This window comes from Chryseobacterium tagetis, from assembly GCF_016735585.2.
In the GTDB taxonomy this organism is placed as follows: Bacteria; Bacteroidota; Bacteroidia; order Flavobacteriales; family Weeksellaceae; genus Chryseobacterium; species Chryseobacterium tagetis.
The window spans coordinates 351,954-370,993 of sequence record NZ_JAERSE020000002.1; the positions used below are offsets into that span (position 1 = coordinate 351,954).

The following is a 19,040-nucleotide window of genomic DNA, read 5'->3' on the forward strand; positions in this document are numbered from 1 at the left end:
TGACCCGGTTCATTCTTAAGTGTTAATTTTTTAATTAATTTAAAATTATGAGCAACAGAATATTATTAGTAGAGGACGATCAGAGTTTTGGGGCAGTGTTGAAGGATTATTTGACAATAAATAATTTCGAAGTTACTCTTGCCACAGATGGAGAACAAGGCTTGAAAGAATTTACAGAAAACGAATTCGACATCTGTATTTTTGACGTGATGATGCCTAAAAAAGACGGTTTTTCATTGGCTGAAGACGTTAAAAAAATAGATAAAAATACCCCTATCATTTTCTTGACTGCAAGAAATATGAGAGAAGATATTTTAAAAGGATACCAATTGGGAGCAGATGATTACATTACAAAACCTTTTGATACCGAACTTCTTTTATATAAAATCAAAGCAATTCTTCAAAGAAGTTCCACTTTAGAGAACGAAGAGCAGGAGCAGTTTAAGATCAGTAATATCTTCTTTGATTCTATGCTGAGACAGCTAAGAGTTGGAGATAACGAATACAAATTGTCACCAAAAGAAAATGAATTGCTGAAACTTCTTTGCCTTCACAGAAACGATTTCATGCCAAGAGATCTTGCTTTAAGAAAGATCTGGAAGAAAGAGAACTACTTCACCGCAAGAAGTATGGACGTTTACATTGCAAAACTTCGTAAACTTTTAAAAGATGACGAAGGATTGGAAATTATCAACGTACACGGTGAAGGGTTTAGACTTTTGGTAAAAAACTAGAAGCTTTAAACAAAACAATATACGATTCAAATTAGCAAGACATTTCAAAATGTTTTGCTAATTTTGTTTTAAACGACTGAATTTGATATGAGAAATTTACTTTTAGGACTTACAGCGACAGCTTTTTTAATCATCTCTTGTAAAAAAGATGAAAGACCAACCTATATAAAAGATGAAAACAGCAATCAACCTATTTCTACGGTAAATAATGCTCCCAAAGCATCTCTAATGGCTCAAGCCGGAATTCAAACCGCTCAACCCACTCAAATGGCAACAGCTCCGGGAATGAACCCTCCTCACGGACAGCCGGGACACCGTTGTGACATCCCAGTTGGACAACCTTTAAGCTCTGCGCCAGCTCAAAATCCGCAGCCAGGAACTCAAAATGTTACTGTGAATACCAATCAGGGACAAACTATTCAGATTGATCCCAATTCATTAAAGCAAGTTAATAATACCAATAAACCAGTAAAAACCGCTCCAGGAATGAATCCTCCTCATGGAGAACCGAGACACAGATGTGATATTCCTGTTGGACAACCTTTGAACAGCAAGCCTGCTTCTAATCCACAACCCGTTCAGACAATTGCCCAAAACACGCCCGCTCCAACTCCTGCACCGACAGGTCCAAAGCCAGAATTAAATCCTGCTCATGGAGAACCTTGGCATGACTGTGCTAAAAAAGTAGGAGATCCTCTTTAATTTTTTTGTAAATTTGCCCCAGTGAAATGGGGTCAGATTATAGCAATTATTTTTTGTTTAGGGATTTTTTTAGTTCCTAAAGATAATCTCTATGCTCAGATATCACAGGAAACATGCTGCAAATCCGAGTCAGGAATGGACTGCTGCAAAAATGATCACAAAGAGCACCCTAAAGACAATCACAACAAAAAAGAGCAAAAATCTTCATGTAATGATGATTGCTGCTCAACTTGTGTAACCTGTTATACTTTCATAGAAACCCCTTTTTCAAGAAGTCTTCATCTGGAGATTTCTTATTACAAATCAAACAAAAACTTACAGTTTCAGTACTCTGATCCGTATATTTCAGACCGTTTAAAAGAAATTTGGCAACCGCCAAAAATAGCTTAATTCAATCAACAGAAGTTCATTAAGATATTTAGTGAACCGTTTTTTAATTAATCTAAATTTTAAACAAAATGAAATTATATATTTCCAGGATTATTCTTGGTGTATTCTTACTATCTGCACAATTTATATTTACTCAACATCTTTCTAAAAACCAGTTCAAAGTAAAAGGAAACTGCGAAATGTGTAAGGAAAGAATTGAGAACGCAGCCAAAAAAGCAGGTGCAAAAACAGCTTCATATTCTATTGACTTACAAACATTAACTTTAGAAACAGACGATACAATTTCAACGGATAACATCTTAAAAAGGGTTGCTGAAGCAGGCCATGACAATGAAAAATTCAAATCAACTGATACGGAGTACGAAGCACTTCCGGGATGTTGCCATTATGAAAGAGATCTACAGCCAAAGCCTGTTGAAAACCACCAACATCATTCCAAAAAAGAGAATGAATTTTATGTAAAAGGAAATTGTGAATCGTGTAAAGACAGAATTGAAAAAGCAGCCAAAGATGCAGGAGCCGATTCCGCAGAATGGAATGCAGAAAAACAAATAGTTACTTTAAATTTTGATCCGAAAAAGACTTCTTCAGATAAAATTTTAAAGAAAATCGCAGATGTTGGCCACGACAATGAAAAGTATAAATCGAAAGACAATACATATAAAAATCTGCCTTCTTGTTGTCTTTACGACAGAGAAATTCCTTTTGGAGAAGCGAATCCAAAGGTTCATACTGAAGAAGGTACAACTTTTGAGCACAACGATCATAATGCTACAAATGAAAATCATGGCAATCATGAAAAACAAATCGAGGGAGTTACAATAACGGGTTCAAAAGCAGCAACGTCTTTAAATAAAAAAGAAGCCGGATTGGTTTTTAATATTGATAAAAAAGAATTGTTAAAAGCCGCTTGTTGTAATTTATCCGAAAGTTTTGAAACCAACGCAACTGTCGACGTTTCTTTCAGCAATGCGGTGACAGGAACAAAGCAACTGAAAATGTTAGGTTTAGATCAAAAATACACAAGCTTAACAAAAGAATTACTACCCGAAATCAGAGGATTAGCTTCTGCTTATGGGTTAAATTTCATTCCCGGAAGATGGATTGAGAGCATTCAGCTAACGAAAGGCGGAAGTACAGTAACAAACGGCTACGAAAGCATTACAGGGCAAATCAATACAGAATTATTGAAAAATGCTGAAAAGCCTGAAACTACATTGAATTTATTTGCTGATTTTAACGGAAGAGCCGAAGCCAATATTACCAATGTTTCGCCCATTAATGATAAATGGTCTCAAACATTTTTACTTCATGGAAACGGAACTTTTGGAGACACTGACATGAATGACGATGGATTTCTGGACAGGCCAAAAGGAACTCAGTTAAACACAGCCTATTTACTGAATTATAACGATTTGGAAAAATCAGGATTGGGTTCACATTTTGGAATTAATTTCATTAAAGATGAAAGAACTTCAGGACAAATCGGATTTGATAAAAAAATTCCGCAGGACAAACAATCGCTTTACGGTGTTGGAATTGATATTTCCAGATTTCAGGTTTGGAATAAAACAGGGTATGTTTTTAAAGGAAAACCTTACCAAAGCTTGGGTTGGATGAACCAATATACTTATCATCAACAGGATAGTTTTTTTGGGTTGAGAAATTATTCAGGGAAACAGCAGACCTATTATTCAAACTTGATTTTTGAAAGTATTTTAGGAAATACCAATCATAAATACAAAGCAGGAGCAAGTTTTATGTATGACGGTTATGATGAAACGTATTTAACAAACAATTTTAAGAGAAACGAAATCGTTCCCGGAGCTTTTGCAGAATATACTTTGACAGGTTTAAAATATACTTTGGTTGCAGGAGCAAGAGTTGATTTCCATAATTTGGCAGGAACTCAGTTCACGCCGAGATTAAATTTTAAATATGATTTCACTCCACAGACAATTTTGAGATTTTCTGCGGGAAGAGGTTTCAGGACAGCGAATGTTTTTGCCGAAAACCAGCAATATTTTGCGTCGAACAGAAGTGTTCAGATTTTACAAAATGGCGGAAATATCTACGGTTTAAAACCCGAAATCGCATGGAATTATGGTGCAAGTTTACAACAGGAATTTAAAATTTTCGGAAGAAAATCTACGATTGTTGCCGATTTTTTCAGAACAGATTTCCAGGATCAGGTGATGGTAGATTTGGATCGTTCACCTCAGCAACTGACTTTCTATAATCTGGACAGAAAATCTTTCGCCAATTCTTTCCAAACACAGTGGGATTTTACGCCTTTTAAGAACTTTGAGGTAAGATTGGCTTATAAATATTATGATGTTCAGGCAGATTATCTGGATGGAAGACGCGAAGTTCCGTTTATGGCGAAGCACAGAGGTTTTGTGAATTTGGCGTATTCAACCAATAAAAATAACAATGGCGGATTCTGGAGTTTCGATACGACTTTAAATTTAGTCGGAAAACAAAGGCTTCCGAATACCTCATCAAATCCTGAAGAGTTTCAGTTACCAACCTATTCTGAATCTTATGCTATTTTAAATGCACAGATCTCCAGAAACTTTAATAAAAAGATCAGAGCTTATGTAGGTGGAGAGAACTTAACTTCTTATTATCAGAAAAACGCGATCGTTGATGTTAAAAATCCTTTCGGAAATTATTTTGATGGCGGAATGGTCTATGCTCCGATTATGAAAGCGAATTTTTACGTTGGATTGGATGTGACATTTTAATTCAACCACAAAAGTCACAAAAGCTTTTTGTAAAAATATAAGCATGGTTTCAATAATTTAATAATTAAGAAGCCATGCTTTTTTGTATCTTTAAACTAAAGTAAATCTATGTCACAGACACTTATCTTTGAAGATAATTACAAGAAATTGGGTTTCGAAACTTTTTCTGAAAAGAATCTGCAGACACTCAAAGATTCCAACTACAAATCTGAAATTAAAGTGTTCTATGTTCCTTTTGGTTATGAATTGATAGTGGATTTTAAACAGTATAAAACACAACAGCCGGCTTTATTCTTTTTGACAAATCAGCATTTAAAAGTTGAAAATGGCATAGAAGAATCGCATCTTTTATACTACAACCGTGATTTTTACTGTATTCAGATTCATGATAAAGAAGTCGCCTGTGATGGGCTTCTCTTTCACAATGTTTTTGAAATTCCTTTCGTAGAACTTGATGAGAATGAAAATTTTATCATCAAAAATTTATTTCAAAGTATTAAAGACGAATTAGAATGGAAAGATTCTTCTGCGGAGGAAATGATTAGAACGTATGTAAAACAAATCATTATTCGAGCAACCCGAAAATGGAAAAAGCAAAATCTGGATAATGACAAAATAAAAATTCCGGGCAATGAATTAGATATTTTCCGTGATTTCAGCAGACATCTGGAAATTCATTTCAGGGAAAAACATAATGTGGCAGATTATGCGGACTTGCTTCATATTGCTCCAAAAACGCTGACTCACAAGTTTAAAAGTTTAAACCTTGAATCTCCCAACCAGTTTATCATTAACAGAATTCTATTGGAGGCTAAAAGACTTTTATTTTATACAGATAAACCCGTGAAAGAAATTGCGTATGATTTAGGATACGAAGATCCGGCTTATTTCAACCGGCTTTTCACCAATAAAATAGGAAGTACACCGGCAAATTTCAAGAAAAATTACACTTCGGGAAAAAAGTACAATATTTAAGTCGATTTGTGTATTTATCTGGAACAGTATCTGCTATACCTTTGTAACATCAAAAAATAACAATAGTAACAACACAAAAAACAAAACTTTATGAAACGTAATGCAACAGCCGTTTGGAACGGTACCATCAAAGAAGGAAACGGACACATCACTACTCAAAGCACAACATTAAACCAGACTCAGTATTCTTTCAACAGCCGTTTTGCGGATGGAGTCGGAACAAACCCTGAAGAGTTATTGGCAGCGGCTCACGCAGGATGTTTCACTATGAAACTGAGTGCAGAACTTTCTCAGGCAGGTTACACTCCTGAAGAATTGACTACAAAATCTGTGATCACTTTAGACCCGAACATCGGAAAGATCACAAAATCTGAATTGACTTTAACTGCAAAAGTTCCGGGAATTTCAGAAGAAGAATTTCAAAAGTATGCTAAAATCGCTGAGGAGGGATGTCCTGTAAGTGCAGCTTTCAACTTTGAAATTACTTTGGAAGCTACTTTGGCGAACTAAGAATTTAATGCACAAAGTTTGTCATTCCGTAGGAATCTCGACGGAATTATTAGAGATATAATTATAAAATCTTTGCTTTGATTCCTACGGAATGACAAACTAAATGGACAAAATAATGATAAAACTATCATCAATAGGAACGGGCTTTAGCTCGTTTTTTTTTAATTAACCACTTCAAAATGGCTTTAGCCCAAACTTAAAAAATCAAAGATTCATCTTAATTAATCTAAACTTCTTACATAACATCTTAATGGTTCAATTCAATAGATCAAACAGATAATTCTTAATTGCAAATAAAATATACCGATCGGTATATTTTTTGTATATTTGCATCATAATCAGTTGAAAATGTCAAAAGCAGAAAAGACAAAACAATTTATTATTGAGAAAACGGCATCTTTGTTTAACACCAAAGGTTATCTATCCACGACATTATCAGACATTGCACAGGCAACCCATCTGACGAAAGGAAGCATTTATGGAAATTTTGCGAACAAAGATGAACTGGCCATTGAAGTGTACAAATACAACTCCGGTCTTTTGAGCAAAAGTATGTCACGGTCTTTTGGAGATGAATTTCCTACGACTAATGATAAGCTTCATGCTTTTGTCGATTTTTACAGAAAAAACTGGCATTCGGTATTTTCAAATGGAGGTTGTCCATTGATGAACGCCGCAACAGAATCCGACGATATCTTTCCGAGCCTTAAAAATCAGGTTAAAAAATCATTTGAAGACTGGGCGGGAAAAATTTCTTCAGTTATTATTCAAGGTCAAAAAAATGGAGATTTAAATGAAAAAGCTAATGCCGAGGAATATGCTTCAATTTTCATCATGCTTCTCGAAGGCGGAATTTTATTATCCAAAACAACGGGAGATGAGAATTTTTTAAACCTTGCTTTAGAGAGGATCACCAACATGATTGACAATGAATTAAACATACTCCCATCATAAACTTCACAATATGGAAACAAAAAAAGTGGCAATTGTAGGATACAGCAGAATTCCGTTCGCCAGAATGAATACAGCATATACAGACAAAGGAAATCAGGACTTACTGCTTCCGGCTTTAAATGGTTTGATCGACCGTTACAACCTTAAAGGAAAACTTCTTGGCGAAGTTGCCGGAGGTGCGACAATCAAGCATATTTCTGAAAGCAATCTTATCAGAGAAACCGTTATGAATACTTCACTCGATCCTGCAACTCCGGCTTGTGATTTACAACAGGCTTGTGATACAGGAATTGAAGCAGCCGTTTATATCGGAAATAAAATTGCTTTAGGTCAGATTGAGAGTGGAATTGCGTGTGGTGTTGAAGCCATGAGCAACATTCCTTTTGAATCTTCACCTAGATTGAGAAAAGCTTTACTGAAAGCCAATAAAGAAAAATCTGTCTTTGGAAAAATCAAGCAATTATTAAGTCCAAAATTGAAAGACTGGATGCCGATTCCTTACAAAGGTCAGGAACCGAAAACCGGTTTGGTAATGGGAGGACATACAGAAATTACTGCAAAATATTATCAGATTTCACGCGAAGACCAGGACGAATTGGCTTTTAAAAGTCACCTGAATATGGCAAAAGCTTATGATGAAGGATTTTTCGATGATATGATTACGCCTGCTTATGGTTTAGACAAAGACAACAATCTTCGTCGCGATACAAGTTTAGAAAAATTAGCTACTTTAAAACCAGCTTTTGATAAACAAAACGGAACTTTAACAGCCGGAAATTCTACCCCTTTTACCGATGGAGCTTCTGCGGTTTTATTAGCAAGTGAAGAATGGGCAAAAGCGAATAATTTACCGATTTTAGCCTATATCACTTTTTCAGAAATTGCAGGAATTGAATATGTTGAAAATAAACAAAATTTATTGCTAGCTCCTGTTTTCGCAGCCGACAGAATGCTGAAAAAAGCAGGAATGAGTCTGGAAGATTTCGATTATTATGAAATTCATGAAGCTTTTGCAGCGCAGGTTTTAGCCACATTAAAAATCTGGGAAAATGATGATCTGGCTAAAAAATTCGGATTGGAAAAAGCATTAGGAAAAATCGACAGAAATAAATTAAATGTAAAAGGCGGAAGTCTTGCAGTAGCTCACCCTTTTGCTGCAACTGGAGGACGAATCATCGGAACATTAGCGAAAATTTTAAATGAAAAAGGAAGCGGAAAAGGATTTATCTCTATTTGCGCTGCTCGTGGACAAGGGGTAACGATGATTTTAGAAAAATAAAAATTGAACGTATGGATAGATTAGCACAATTAAGACAATTCATTGGAAAAGAATTTACAGCATCACCTTCCCCATTTATGAAATGGCTCAACCCAATAGTTATTTCGGTAGAAGAAGGCCATCTGGAATTTCAATATACGGTAAGACCAGAATGGCTGAACCCGATGGGAAATCTTCACGGGGGAGTTACCGCAGCAATTTTTGATGATGTAATTGGCGCAACAATGTTTTCTTTAAATGAAAAAACCTTTATCGTAACGATAAATAATAGCATCGATTATTTTTCAACTGCAAAAGAAAATGATAATATTGTAGCTGAAACAAAAATTATCAAAAGAGGGAAGCAATTCGTCAATGCAGAATGTGAAATATGGAATGCAGACAAATCAAGATTGATTGCAAGGGGAACCTCTAATTTATTCAAAATTAATAACTAATATGAAAAGAGTTGTCATTACAGGTCTTGGCGCAGTGACGCCTTTGGGAAATACAGTCAAAGAATTTTGGCAAAACAGCATAAATGGAGTAAGTGGGGCCAATACAATAACTCATTTCGATACAGAAAAATTTAAAGTACATTTCGCTTGTGAGGTTAAAAATTTTGATCCAAAAGTTCATTTAACACACAACGAAATCAAAAGAAGTGATCTGTTTTCACAATATGCAATGTATTCTACGGCAGAAGCATTGAAAGATTCCGGACTTGAGCTGGAAAATATGGATCCGTTCGACACCGGAGTAATTTGGGGAACCGGACAAGGTGGTATGATTACTTTTGAAAATGAAGTGACTGATTTTGCAAAAGGCGACGGAAATCCGCGATTCAATCCGTTTTTCGTTCCAAAATTCATTGCCAATATGGCTTCAGGTATGATTTCTATGAAATATGGGCTTCAGGGAATTAATTATACTACGGTTTCTGCCTGTGCAACGGGAAACACCGCTTTAATGGACGCATTCAATTATATTCGTCTTGGAAAAGCAAAAGTAATTATTAGTGGAGGTTCAGAAGCGGCAATTACAGAAGCTTCAATCGGAGGTTTCTCCAGTATGAAAGCTATGTCTACAAGGAATGATGATTTTGCAACGGCAAGCCGACCTTACGATGCAGACAGAGACGGTTTTGTTATGGGGGAAGGAGCAGGATCTTTAATTTTGGAAGAGTATGAACATGCTAAAGCAAGAGGCGCAAAAATCTACGCAGAATTAGTAGGCGCAGCAATGACAGCCGATGCGTATCATATGACCGCACCTCATCCTGATGGAGTTGGTGCAATAAAAGCAATGCAGTTGGCCTTAAATGAAGCAGGAATTAATACAGAAGATATTGATTATATAAATCCTCATGCAACTTCTACTCCACTTGGAGATTTGGTTGAATTAAAAGGGATTACTAAATTATTTAAAGGAAATCAAAATCTTGACATCAGTGCAACAAAATCGATGACAGGCCACTTATTAGGAGCAGCCGGAGCAGCGGAAGCTATTCTTTCGATTAAAGCAATTGAAAACGGAATTATCCCACCGACAATCAATCTTCATACGATTGATGAAAATATTCCGAAAGATATTAATATTGTTTTTGGAGAAGCTAAGGAAAAAGACATCAATTATGCGTTGAGTAATGCTTTTGGATTTGGAGGACATAATGCAACTTTGATCTTTAAGAAGTTTTCTTAATTTTATCGTTATAGATAATCAACATGTCTAAACTAAAAGAAATACGAGAGCTTCAGAACCTGACTCAGGAAGAGTTGGCGGAAAGCTCTGGTATTTCTGTTAGAACAATACAAAGGATAGAAGCCGGAACCATTCCAAAAGGATATACACTTCGGACATTATCAAAAACCTTAGGAATTCCCGAAAATGTGCTTCAGAATATTCAAAGTATAGAAATTGAAGAAGAGCAACCTACTGCTCAGGAAAAAACTAAGCAAACCGAAGAAGCAACAATCAATTATTCTTTACTCAAAATCATCAATCTCTCGTCAATTCCTTTTGTGGTATTGCCGCCCTTGAATATTCTTATTCCGCTTTTTCTCATGTTCAAGCTAAAGCAGAAAAATCTTTTGGTAAAACAGATTATTTCAATGCAGATCATTTGGACGATTTTTGCTCCCATTATTTTTATGTTATGGATCTTTTTGAAGCTCAGAGGAAACTATACCTTGGCAATAATGGTACTCATTGTCCTATCCAATCTATTCATTATTATTCGAAATGCCATTGAAATAGACCGGAAACAAAAATTATATTGCAAACTGAATTTCAACATGATATAATCACAAAATACAATTGTCGGGTTTTTGTCGGGTTAATTTTTTTGTCTTAAAAACAGGAAATCTAATCTTTGCTAAAAATTAAAAGCAATGACAAAGACCATTTATTTTCTCTTATTTATTTTCATCTTTTTCTCGGTTAAAAGTAATGCTCAAACAGAGAAAACCAATCCAATATTCAATGACAATACCACTATTGAAAATTGGCTGAAAGAAAATCATATTCACACACTCGGACTCGGAATTATTGAAAATGGGAAACTTAAACAGGTACAGGTTTTTGGCGAGATTAAAAATGGAATTCCAGCCCCTTATAATACCATCTTCAATGTTGCATCACTTACTAAACCCATTACCGCAATGGTTGCTTTGCAACTGATTAATTCAGGAAAATGGAGTCTTGATGAACCACTTTACAAGTATTGGACAGATCCTGATATCTCGAATGATCCCCGAAACAAAAAACTGACTACCAGAATCATCTTAAGCCATCAATCAGGATTTCCAAACTGGCGATGGATGAAGGAAAACAAAAAACTCTCTTTCGATTTCGAGCCCGGAACAAAATACCAGTATTCCGGTGAAGGAATGGAATATCTGAGAAAAGCTATGGAGAGCAAATTCAAAAAAACCATTGACGAATTAGCAAAAGAACTCCTATTTCAGCCTTTAAAAATGAATGACACCCATTATATCTGGGATAATACTACTGATGAATCAAGGTTTGCGATTGGGTATGATACAACAGGAAAACCTTATGAAACCTTTAAAAATAAGACCGCAAATGCAGCGGATGATCTGCATACTACGATAGAAGATTACGGAAGCTTTTTAGTTAATATTCTTAATGGCGGGAACCTGAAAAAAGACATTTATTCTGAAATGATAAAAAAACAGGTAAAGACAAAGGAAAATAAATATTTCGGACTTGGCTTTGAGATTTATGACCTGGGAAATGATGAATTTGCTTTATCTCATGGCGGCTCAGATTTGGGAAGTCAGTGTATTACTTTTATTTTACCAAAATCTAAACAGGGAATTTTAATTTTCACGAATGCGGATGAAGGTTATAAAGTCTATGAAAAATTACTCGTTCATTATCTGGGAGAAAGAGGACAAAAGATCGTAGATATAGAAACAAAATAAAACAGAAATCCATTATTAACACGAGTTTTTTGTAAGTTAGCATGCACATACACTACAAAATATCTTTATGAAGAAACTCCACTATGTTTTATTAATTTTTATTTCAAATTTCATTTACTCTCAAAACAATTTTGAGATTGATCTTACTTCTGATTCTTATATTAATGACAGCCTTATTTTGGGAGCGCCGATGACGAGAAAAGGGTTTGGAGATCTTTATACATTCAATGTACAACCGAATAAAAACATTTCAAAATTTGGTTCGGATCATTCGCTGTATTTTATAAAAGTTCAAAAAGAAAACCGCATCGATGGGTTTATAGAATATCCTCAACCGGTAGCTTTTGTTTATCTGGATAAAAAGAATAAATCTGCTTCCGGGACAAAAATATTTTTCTTAGAAAAAGGGAAATATAAAATTGATTTACCACAAGATATCAATTTCTTAGACTTTAATATAGACACTCCTACCAATAAAGAATATAAAGTTTTGCAGAAAGCACTGGAAAAATTTTATATAAAATCAAAAAGTCCTTATCAACAAGACAGTTTGGTAAGTCTGGATAAAAAACAGGAATTTCTTGCACAATACATCAAGCAAAATCCAAATTCGTATGTTGCGTTATGGGAAATTGTAAATGACTATACACTTTACAATTACCACCCGGGTTATTTGAAAAACATGAACTTATTTTCAGCAAAATTCAAACAAAACAAATTGTATAAAGGCATTGAATCTCATTTAAAAGCTGAGCAATCAACTTCTATCGGACAAAAAATTCCTGATATTTATTTTGATAAACAGAATAAACTTACTGCTGAAGATTTCAAGAAACACAAATTAACTTTTATCGATTATTGGGCAACCACTTGTGCTCCCTGCATAAAAGGCATGCCTGAAATTGTAAATCTATACAATGATTACAAAGATAAAAACGTAAATTTCATCACCATTACGGATGAACGCGCTCCTAATAGAATGGAGTTGGCTACATCTATTTTAAAGAAGAATAATGCCGACTGGATCAATTTCTTTGATGTTAATAAAGATTTCCAAAAGAAGTTAAATGCAACAGGGTATCCTCTCCATTTAATCATCGATGAAAACGGAAAAATAATTGCGAGAATCAGCAATAATATTGAAGAAGCCAGAAGTATCATTAAAGGATATTTACAATAGTTTTTCAAACTAAAAAAGCAGTCAAAAAATTGACTGCTTTTTCCATTGTACGAAGTATATAAAACATTAAAGTATGATGATGTACTGCTAATCTTTATCTGCGATAAACAAATCATCCGCATCTTCAGCAATCGGAATGTATAATCTTTCCCATTCTTTGCTTTTTACCATATCCCAGCTGTGTCCCTTTCCTTTCAGATCTTCAGCAAGAAGAACAGTTCCCGGCTTGATCAAAAATGTAGATCCGTCGGTCACTTTAAATCTGATATTTCCTTTTATGGTAATCACATATTGTCTTCTCGGAGCAGGATGTGCATTTTTTTCCCATTCTTCGGTTTTATTGCTCATCCAGAAAGTGGTTGTGTTCATATGTTTCAGTGTAGGAATTCTTCCTTTTTCAAAGGCGCATGAGCCATCCGGTTTATTGATCAGCCTTATTGCAGGAATAAACTCGGTGGTTTCTTCCGCTTTTACGCTTACTTTCTTATGATCTTTTTCTTGACCGTTCATAAATTCAACACTGCTTAATGCTAAAACAAGGCAAATGCCTTTAACGAAATTTTTCATTATAAATTTAATTCTTTATTTTTAATTGTAAACTGTATCATGAACCATCATTTTTTCAAAAAATGGTTTGTATTTCTGAACCAATGCTAAATGTTCAGGCAGTTGGCCATAAGCTTCCAGTTCTTCCAAGCTGTCGAACTCCATGGAAGCATTATACGTAAAGGTATTATCAAGAACTGCTCTTGGGCTCGAATTGGCAGGTTTTCCGTACCGTAGATTTTTTTGATAAGGCAGTTTTTTCAGCCCTTCAAAAAAGTTTTCAAATTCTTTTACCTCAGCTTCGGATAAATCTTTCCTAAGCCAGAACAACAAATAATGGAAGTACACTTTTTTCTTTTTTATAGGGTTAAACATAGGTAAAGCAGACGCAAACATATTTCCTGAAATCAGCAGCAGCGCAGAAGCTTGTACTGACCGGAATAAAAATTTTCTTCTTTCCATTGTACTATTTTTTTAGTTAAAATCTATTCTGTATTTCAAAACGAACTGCCATTTCCTATCGGAAACCACAGCATTATTAGAAGGATCTGCCGTGTAGACAGGTCTGTTTTGAGCATCGAAAGTCAGTCGGGAAGACATTCCGTTCATTAATAAAGAAATTCCTGCATCATAAATTATGGCATTATCATGAAGCCCTTTCAGATCAGACAACTGCATGCTTACCGCAGGTTGCAGCTGAAGATTCTTTTTATCTTTATTTAAGTAAGGCAAAGTTCCGCCCAACTGAACATAATAAGTATTTCCTGTTCCTATTACTGGCATTGCATTTCCGGCACCGTTCAGACTTGCCTGGGTAGCATCCACAGAAGTTGCGGGATTGTTTGTCCCGACGTAACGAACAAAATTGGGTCCGTAATCATTATGCATTGCCATTCCGTAAGCACTTATGGAAGTTCCCTTTTCTTTATTCAGAGGTGCATCATAAAATAAATCTACCGCAAAGTTTTTCATATCATCATTAATGGTATTTTTATTAATATCCTGATGCCACATTGCATTATGAATATAATCGAAACCTGCACCTAAACTCAGCACATTTTTCTTTCCTCCATACGTTCCGGAATTAAAAGGAGTGGAAATATTTTCCGTATCTAAAAACGCATATCTGAAGTATCCTGAGAAATCTTTGCTCGGAGCATTTTTGCTGAAAGTGGCTACATTATACTTGGGATCTGAAGTGGCCATCGTGTAAGGATCTGCAACCACCAAACGGTAATCAAATTTCCCTAATTGTCCTTTAATATATGCCCCAAGTTCTCTTACCGTATAATCTGTAGCGCCCGCATTGGAAGTCGCATAGGCTGGCAAATCATACAATAGTGTATTTAAAGGCCCCGTTGTGAATCTTGACAATCCTCTCCATGTAGAACGTCCTGCCCCGAAAGCAATTTTATCACTGAATGAATATTCTGCATAGGCATCAAGCAAATCAAAATAATTACTTGCTTTTGCATTCACATTCACATTGGTGGTTCCGCCCTGCAAAACAAACATCAGTTTTTCTGTAGGTTTATACGTCATCTTTACCCTTACTCTTCTCAACGACAGATCCGAAGCTTCAGATTCTGCCTGATTATTGATGAGACTTCCCGGATTGAGCTGCGTATATCTTGCCCAAAGCTCTGCATATCCGCTGAAAGAAACATATCTTGTATGCTCTTCATTCAGATAATGTGTAAGTCCCGGATTATTAAAATCGTTCTTTTTCTGTGCTTCAACTTTAGAGTAAACACTCATCATGGAAATTAAAATGAGCCCGACTTTAAAAGATTTTTTATTCATAATATATTCTTTTTCTTAATCCTTTTGTTGATTTCAACAGGACAAAATTAGGCTCGAAAAACAAGGAACATCGTTAGAAAACCATTAGAAAATCTTTAGAAATTCATTAAAAGAATAAATCTGTTCTTTTAAAATGAAAATATGGAATACCTTTGTATAAGAAATTAAACAGCGACTGATTATCAGTCAGCTATCAATATTATTTCAAAATAAAATCTGAAAATCTGTTCTGAAATTATTTTTCACATGACCATTTTAATTATAGAAGATAATGCCCGTGTTTCTGCGCTTTTAAAAAGAGGGCTGGAAAGTCAGGATTACAAAATTTATATTTCGGAAGATGCAGAAGATGCCTTAGTCATGATCGAAAGAATTGCTATTGATCTGGTGATTACCGATATCATGCTTCCGCAAATGAACGGTATTGAATTAAGCAAAATCATCAAACAGAAAAATCCTGACCTGCCCATCATTATGCTTACGGCTTTAGGAACAATCGATGAAAAAATTGAAGGGTTCGATGCCGGAGCAGATGATTATATGGTAAAGCCTTTTGAAATAAGAGAGTTATACGCAAGAATAAAAGCAGTCTTATTAAGAAAATCATCTTCTCCTAAGAAAAGCGATTCTTCAAATTTAATTGAATATCAAAATCTTACGGTTAACACCAATACGAACCGCGTTTTCAGAAACGAAAAAGAAATCAGCCTGACTCCGAAGGAATTTAAGTTGTTAGTCTTTCTCATGACGCATGCAGACAGGGTTCTGAGCCGTGAAGAAATTGCTGAGAATGTATGGGGAAATCATTTTGATACCGGAACCAATTATATCGATGTTTATATCGCGTATCTCCGAAAAAAGATTGATAAAGATTTTGATGAAAAGCTGATTCATACCAAACCCGGAATGGGATTCATTTTTACACATCAGTTATGAAAATAGCGACCAGAACCGCTCTCAACTACGCCATTCTTACTGCAGGAATCCTTTTTGTTTTTGCTTATACCCTCTATTTTGTCTCTGAAAAAAACAGGGAAGATGAATTTAATGACCGACTGGGTTACAAAATCACCTGGAGATCAGAGTTTCTTTTCGATGCGAAAATGGATGCTGCTAAAATCCGTGAACTGCACGAGCGCAATAAGAAACTCCTGAATGAAGCAGACATAAGCGTTTACAACAGCAAAAAAGAACTGATCTTTACCGATATTGAACCGTCTTCAAAAAATCAGTATTATTTAAATCAATTAATTAAAACGAAAAAAAACAGAATAACCTGGCAACGGAAAGACCGCCAATACATGGCTTTTAAGTATGAATTCAATCATGAGAATTTTTACATTATCGGAAGTGCGGTAGATGTTACCGGAAATGCTCATATTGAAGAATTTAAGAAAGATATCATTATTATTTACATCATTTCAATTTTGATTATTTTCATCATTGGGTTCTTGTTTTCCTATTACACGCTGAAACCTTTAAAAGATATTATTCTTCAGATCCGCGATATTTCGGAACATAACCTCAACAAAAGACTGGTCGTTCCAAAAGCGAAAGATGAAATTTATGAGCTTACCGAAACTTTTAATTCAACTTTTAACCGTTTAGAAAAATCCTTCAACAACCATAAACAATTTGTAACGACGATTTCCCACGAATTCAGAACTCCGCTTTCGACCTTAATCGCTGAGCTTGAGCTTGCTAAAGAACTGAATGTAACATTAGACGATTACAAAATTTCAATTGACAATGCTTTGCAGGATGCCAATCACGCTTCACAGCTTTCATCAGCTTTACTCGATTTTGCACGGGCGAGTTATGATGTTTCGCAAATCAGTTTTGTAGACCTTCGTCTGGATGAGATTTTAGCTGATGCTAAAGTGGCCTTACTTCAAAAAAATCAGACCTATAAAATCGGTATTCATTATATGGATAATCTTGCGGATAAAGATGAGAGCAACTATGACTTTCACGGAAACCCATATTTGCTGCAGATTGCTTTTCTTAATTTAATGGAAAATTCCTGTAAATATTCTCCGGATAAAAACTGTAACGTTGAAATTGAAGTTCAGAACAACAATTTAGAAATTCGCTTCATAGATCACGGAATTGGCATTTCAGAGGGAGACCAGGCAAAAATTTTCGATTTATTTTATCGCGGAAACAATAAGAATTATGAAAAAGGAAACGGTATCGGATTGTCGATTGTAAAAAGAATTGTGGAAATGCACCAGGGAAAACTTTCACTACAGTCTGAACCTTTAAAAGGAAGCATTTTTACGATAAAATTTACTTCATAAAAATTCAACCATAAAAAAAGCAGTCCGTAACAGACTGCTTTTGTTTTATGCTTTCAACCATTCCGATTTGGAAAGGTAATTCTGATCGGGGTAATAAATAAAAAGAAGATTTCTTCCTTTTATGGTATTAATGATCGGTTGTGTAAGATCTCTTGGAACAGCGGGACATCCCCAACTTCTTCCGATTCTTTTGTGCATTGCTGCAAAGTCATCACTTACATAATCCGCACCGTGCATGACGATTGCTCTTCTGTACGCTGCATCATTAAATCCTTTATCCATTCCCAGCAATCTCAGAGAAAATCCGTTGTCTCCGTTATAAGTTGCATCGGTTATATAAAACCCTAAACTACTTTGAAGCGAGCTTTCCGTATTGGAAAAATTCGTTGCAAACTCTTCGCCTGTGTTTTTTCCGTGAGCAACCAGTGAATTGAATAATACCTTTTTTTCATTAATATCAATTACCCAAAGTCTTTTCGTATTCGAAGACATAGAAAAATCGCATACTGTAAGTAAATGCGACTCCGAATTAAGCAAACCAGCTTTCTTCAAATTCTCAAAACCTGTTAAAGCTTTAAAGAAAACTTCTTCGTTAAGTTCATGCCCTTGTTCAAATGTAATAGACTTGTATAAAGCTTCTGATGAAGACACTGCATTTTCAGTGGTTTTCTCAGATTTCGTGGCTACTCTTTCAATTTTTTTTGTACCGATTTCATTCTTTACAATTGCCTTTCTTGGAGACAAATAGAATGACGTAGTTACCATGTAAACAATACCTAATAAACTAAAAAATCCTTTCATTCAATATTATGTTAAATCCAAATTAGTCAGCAAATGTATAAAAACATAATTACCTAACAGGAATAACTCCACAAAGTTTAACTCAATTTAAGAAAATTTAACTTCCTGATTCTGTGAATAAAAACCTATTATTTTTCAGAATCCGGGAAAAATTCAAGGCTTATAGAATTCATGCAATAGCGCAGTCCTGTAGGTTTTGGGCCATCATCAAAGACATGTCCCAAATGCGAATCGCATCTTTTGCAAAGCACCTCTACTCTTTCCATTCCATAAGCGGTATCTCTTTTATAATATACGCCTTCTTTATCTGCTTCAAAGAAACTTGGCCATCCACAACTGCTGGAAAATTTAGTCGTAGAACGGAATAAATGATTTCCGCAAACGGCACAATAATACTCTCCCAATTCATCAAAATCATTGTATTTCCCAGTAAAAGCTCTTTCAGTTGCCGCTTCTCTTGAAATCGCATATAAATCCGGAGCGAGGATCTTTTTCCATTCCTCATTGGGAATATCGAGTTTCGTAGTATCGGTTCTGGAATAGTATGGATTATTTTTTGCTTGGTTTTCCATAGAATTATTTTAACTATTTTTTGATAATTTAAATTAAACCACAAAAGTCACAAAAGCTTTAACTCTTTCGTTTATGACTTTTGTGGTGATAATAGATCATAAGTTCACAACCAAATTTACTA

20 protein-coding genes are annotated in these 19,040 nt (G+C 35.2%); 15 read left to right on the forward strand and 5 right to left on the reverse strand.

Going from position 1 to position 19,040, the window contains the following annotated elements:
- Positions 1-47 precede the first annotated feature (47 nt).
- From JI747_RS06945 to JI747_RS07005, 13 genes are all read left to right on the forward strand, one after another.
- Complete coding sequence (locus JI747_RS06945) at positions 48-734, forward strand: response regulator transcription factor (protein ID WP_039363658.1); 687 nt, start codon at positions 48-50, stop codon at positions 732-734.
- A gap of 87 nt (positions 735-821) precedes the next feature.
- Positions 822-1,436: a hypothetical protein gene (locus JI747_RS06950; RefSeq protein WP_225687215.1), complete on the forward strand. Its 615-nt coding sequence runs from the start codon at positions 822-824 to the stop codon at positions 1,434-1,436.
- A gap of 135 nt (positions 1,437-1,571) precedes the next feature.
- Positions 1,572-1,826 carry a hypothetical protein gene (locus tag JI747_RS06955; protein ID WP_225687216.1) on the forward strand — a complete coding sequence of 85 codons (255 nt, stop codon included), beginning with the start codon at positions 1,572-1,574 and terminating at the stop codon, positions 1,824-1,826.
- Positions 1,827-1,894: 68 nt separating this feature from the next.
- Positions 1,895-4,573, forward strand: a complete 2,679-nt coding sequence (locus JI747_RS06960; protein ID WP_225687217.1) for a TonB-dependent receptor domain-containing protein — start codon at positions 1,895-1,897, stop codon at positions 4,571-4,573.
- A gap of 108 nt (positions 4,574-4,681) precedes the next feature.
- A complete protein-coding gene (locus JI747_RS06965; protein ID WP_225687218.1) occupies positions 4,682-5,548 on the forward strand; it encodes a helix-turn-helix domain-containing protein in 867 nt (288 codons plus the stop codon).
- Between the two features lie 90 nt (positions 5,549-5,638).
- Positions 5,639-6,058 (forward strand): OsmC family protein, encoded by a 420-nt coding sequence (locus JI747_RS06970; RefSeq protein WP_225687219.1) that lies wholly within the window; start codon positions 5,639-5,641, stop codon positions 6,056-6,058.
- Positions 6,059-6,406: 348 nt separating this feature from the next.
- Positions 6,407-7,012, forward strand: coding sequence for a TetR/AcrR family transcriptional regulator (locus JI747_RS06975; RefSeq protein ID WP_225687220.1), 606 nt, complete (start codon positions 6,407-6,409; stop codon positions 7,010-7,012).
- Positions 7,013-7,022: 10 nt separating this feature from the next.
- Positions 7,023-8,291: an acetyl-CoA C-acetyltransferase gene (locus JI747_RS06980; protein WP_225687221.1), complete on the forward strand. Its 1,269-nt coding sequence runs from the start codon at positions 7,023-7,025 to the stop codon at positions 8,289-8,291.
- An 11-nt stretch (positions 8,292-8,302) separates the two neighbouring features.
- Positions 8,303-8,728, forward strand: coding sequence for a PaaI family thioesterase (locus tag JI747_RS06985; RefSeq protein ID WP_039363640.1), 426 nt, complete (start codon positions 8,303-8,305; stop codon positions 8,726-8,728).
- 1 nt (position 8,729) lies between these two features.
- Positions 8,730-9,971, forward strand: a complete 1,242-nt coding sequence (gene fabF / locus JI747_RS06990) for a beta-ketoacyl-ACP synthase II (RefSeq protein WP_225687224.1) — start codon at positions 8,730-8,732, stop codon at positions 9,969-9,971.
- 23 nt (positions 9,972-9,994) lie between these two features.
- Positions 9,995-10,573, forward strand: a complete 579-nt coding sequence (locus tag JI747_RS06995) for a helix-turn-helix domain-containing protein (protein WP_225687225.1) — start codon at positions 9,995-9,997, stop codon at positions 10,571-10,573.
- Positions 10,574-10,660: 87 nt separating this feature from the next.
- Positions 10,661-11,716, forward strand: a complete 1,056-nt coding sequence (locus JI747_RS07000; RefSeq protein ID WP_317197616.1) for a serine hydrolase domain-containing protein — start codon at positions 10,661-10,663, stop codon at positions 11,714-11,716.
- Between the two features lie 67 nt (positions 11,717-11,783).
- Positions 11,784-12,896 (forward strand): TlpA family protein disulfide reductase, encoded by a 1,113-nt coding sequence (locus JI747_RS07005; protein ID WP_225687226.1) that lies wholly within the window; start codon positions 11,784-11,786, stop codon positions 12,894-12,896.
- 87 nt (positions 12,897-12,983) lie between these two features.
- Here the strand turns inward: JI747_RS07005 and JI747_RS07010 are convergent, their stop codons facing one another.
- Genes JI747_RS07010 through JI747_RS07020 form a run of 3 tightly spaced genes read right to left on the reverse strand, consistent with a single transcriptional unit; the run spans position 12,984 to position 15,245 of the window.
- Positions 12,984-13,463 (reverse strand): cupin domain-containing protein, encoded by a 480-nt coding sequence (locus JI747_RS07010; RefSeq protein ID WP_225687227.1) that lies wholly within the window; start codon positions 13,461-13,463, stop codon positions 12,984-12,986.
- Between the two features lie 21 nt (positions 13,464-13,484).
- Entirely contained in the window at positions 13,485-13,904 is a 420-nt protein-coding gene (locus JI747_RS07015; protein WP_225687228.1) for a Dabb family protein, read from the reverse strand.
- 12 nt (positions 13,905-13,916) lie between these two features.
- A complete protein-coding gene (locus JI747_RS07020) occupies positions 13,917-15,245 on the reverse strand; it encodes a hypothetical protein (protein WP_225687229.1) in 1,329 nt (442 codons plus the stop codon).
- A gap of 246 nt (positions 15,246-15,491) precedes the next feature.
- On the opposite strand from JI747_RS07020, the gene JI747_RS07025 reads away from it, so the two are divergent.
- Together JI747_RS07025 and JI747_RS07030 are read left to right on the forward strand one after the other, a co-directional pair.
- On the forward strand, positions 15,492-16,181 hold the full coding sequence (locus JI747_RS07025; protein WP_039363629.1) for a response regulator transcription factor: 690 nt from the start codon (positions 15,492-15,494) through the stop codon (positions 16,179-16,181).
- Positions 16,178-17,545 carry a HAMP domain-containing sensor histidine kinase gene (locus JI747_RS07030; protein ID WP_225687230.1) on the forward strand — a complete coding sequence of 456 codons (1,368 nt, stop codon included), beginning with the start codon at positions 16,178-16,180 and terminating at the stop codon, positions 17,543-17,545. Before JI747_RS07025 ends, JI747_RS07030 begins: the two co-directional genes overlap by 4 nt.
- A gap of 45 nt (positions 17,546-17,590) precedes the next feature.
- Here JI747_RS07030 and JI747_RS07035 read toward each other — a convergent pair whose 3' ends face one another.
- Both JI747_RS07035 and msrB read right to left on the reverse strand, forming a co-directional pair.
- The gene (locus tag JI747_RS07035) at positions 17,591-18,346 is read right to left on the reverse strand and encodes a murein L,D-transpeptidase catalytic domain family protein (RefSeq protein WP_225687231.1); all 756 of its coding nucleotides are present in this window, start codon (positions 18,344-18,346) and stop codon (positions 17,591-17,593) included.
- A gap of 128 nt (positions 18,347-18,474) precedes the next feature.
- Positions 18,475-18,918: a peptide-methionine (R)-S-oxide reductase MsrB gene (gene msrB, locus JI747_RS07040; RefSeq protein WP_225687232.1), complete on the reverse strand. Its 444-nt coding sequence runs from the start codon at positions 18,916-18,918 to the stop codon at positions 18,475-18,477.
- Positions 18,919-19,040 lie beyond the last annotated feature (122 nt).

Excerpts from the sequence above, each read along its gene's own strand:
- JI747_RS06945 (WP_039363658.1), top strand. The coding sequence starts at position 48 with ATGAGCAACAGAATATTATTAGTAGAGGACGATCAGAGTTTTGGGGCA.
- JI747_RS06950 (WP_225687215.1), top strand. The coding sequence starts at position 822 with ATGAGAAATTTACTTTTAGGACTTACAGCGACAGCTTTTTTAATCATC.
- JI747_RS06955 (WP_225687216.1), top strand. The coding sequence starts at position 1,572 with ATGGACTGCTGCAAAAATGATCACAAAGAGCACCCTAAAGACAATCAC.
- JI747_RS06960 (WP_225687217.1), top strand. The coding sequence starts at position 1,895 with ATGAAATTATATATTTCCAGGATTATTCTTGGTGTATTCTTACTATCT.
- JI747_RS06965 (WP_225687218.1), top strand. The coding sequence starts at position 4,682 with ATGTCACAGACACTTATCTTTGAAGATAATTACAAGAAATTGGGTTTC.
- JI747_RS06970 (WP_225687219.1), top strand. The coding sequence starts at position 5,639 with ATGAAACGTAATGCAACAGCCGTTTGGAACGGTACCATCAAAGAAGGA.
- JI747_RS06975 (WP_225687220.1), top strand. The coding sequence starts at position 6,407 with ATGTCAAAAGCAGAAAAGACAAAACAATTTATTATTGAGAAAACGGCA.
- JI747_RS06980 (WP_225687221.1), top strand. The coding sequence starts at position 7,023 with ATGGAAACAAAAAAAGTGGCAATTGTAGGATACAGCAGAATTCCGTTC.
- JI747_RS06985 (WP_039363640.1), top strand. The coding sequence starts at position 8,303 with ATGGATAGATTAGCACAATTAAGACAATTCATTGGAAAAGAATTTACA.
- fabF (WP_225687224.1), top strand. The coding sequence starts at position 8,730 with ATGAAAAGAGTTGTCATTACAGGTCTTGGCGCAGTGACGCCTTTGGGA.
- JI747_RS06995 (WP_225687225.1), top strand. The coding sequence starts at position 9,995 with ATGTCTAAACTAAAAGAAATACGAGAGCTTCAGAACCTGACTCAGGAA.
- JI747_RS07000 (WP_317197616.1), top strand. The coding sequence starts at position 10,661 with ATGACAAAGACCATTTATTTTCTCTTATTTATTTTCATCTTTTTCTCG.
- JI747_RS07005 (WP_225687226.1), top strand. The coding sequence starts at position 11,784 with ATGAAGAAACTCCACTATGTTTTATTAATTTTTATTTCAAATTTCATT.
- JI747_RS07010 (WP_225687227.1), bottom strand. The coding sequence starts at position 13,463 with ATGAAAAATTTCGTTAAAGGCATTTGCCTTGTTTTAGCATTAAGCAGT.
- JI747_RS07015 (WP_225687228.1), bottom strand. The coding sequence starts at position 13,904 with ATGGAAAGAAGAAAATTTTTATTCCGGTCAGTACAAGCTTCTGCGCTG.
- JI747_RS07020 (WP_225687229.1), bottom strand. The coding sequence starts at position 15,245 with ATGAATAAAAAATCTTTTAAAGTCGGGCTCATTTTAATTTCCATGATG.
- JI747_RS07025 (WP_039363629.1), top strand. The coding sequence starts at position 15,492 with ATGACCATTTTAATTATAGAAGATAATGCCCGTGTTTCTGCGCTTTTA.
- JI747_RS07030 (WP_225687230.1), top strand. The coding sequence starts at position 16,178 with ATGAAAATAGCGACCAGAACCGCTCTCAACTACGCCATTCTTACTGCA.
- JI747_RS07035 (WP_225687231.1), bottom strand. The coding sequence starts at position 18,346 with ATGAAAGGATTTTTTAGTTTATTAGGTATTGTTTACATGGTAACTACG.
- msrB (WP_225687232.1), bottom strand. The coding sequence starts at position 18,918 with ATGGAAAACCAAGCAAAAAATAATCCATACTATTCCAGAACCGATACT.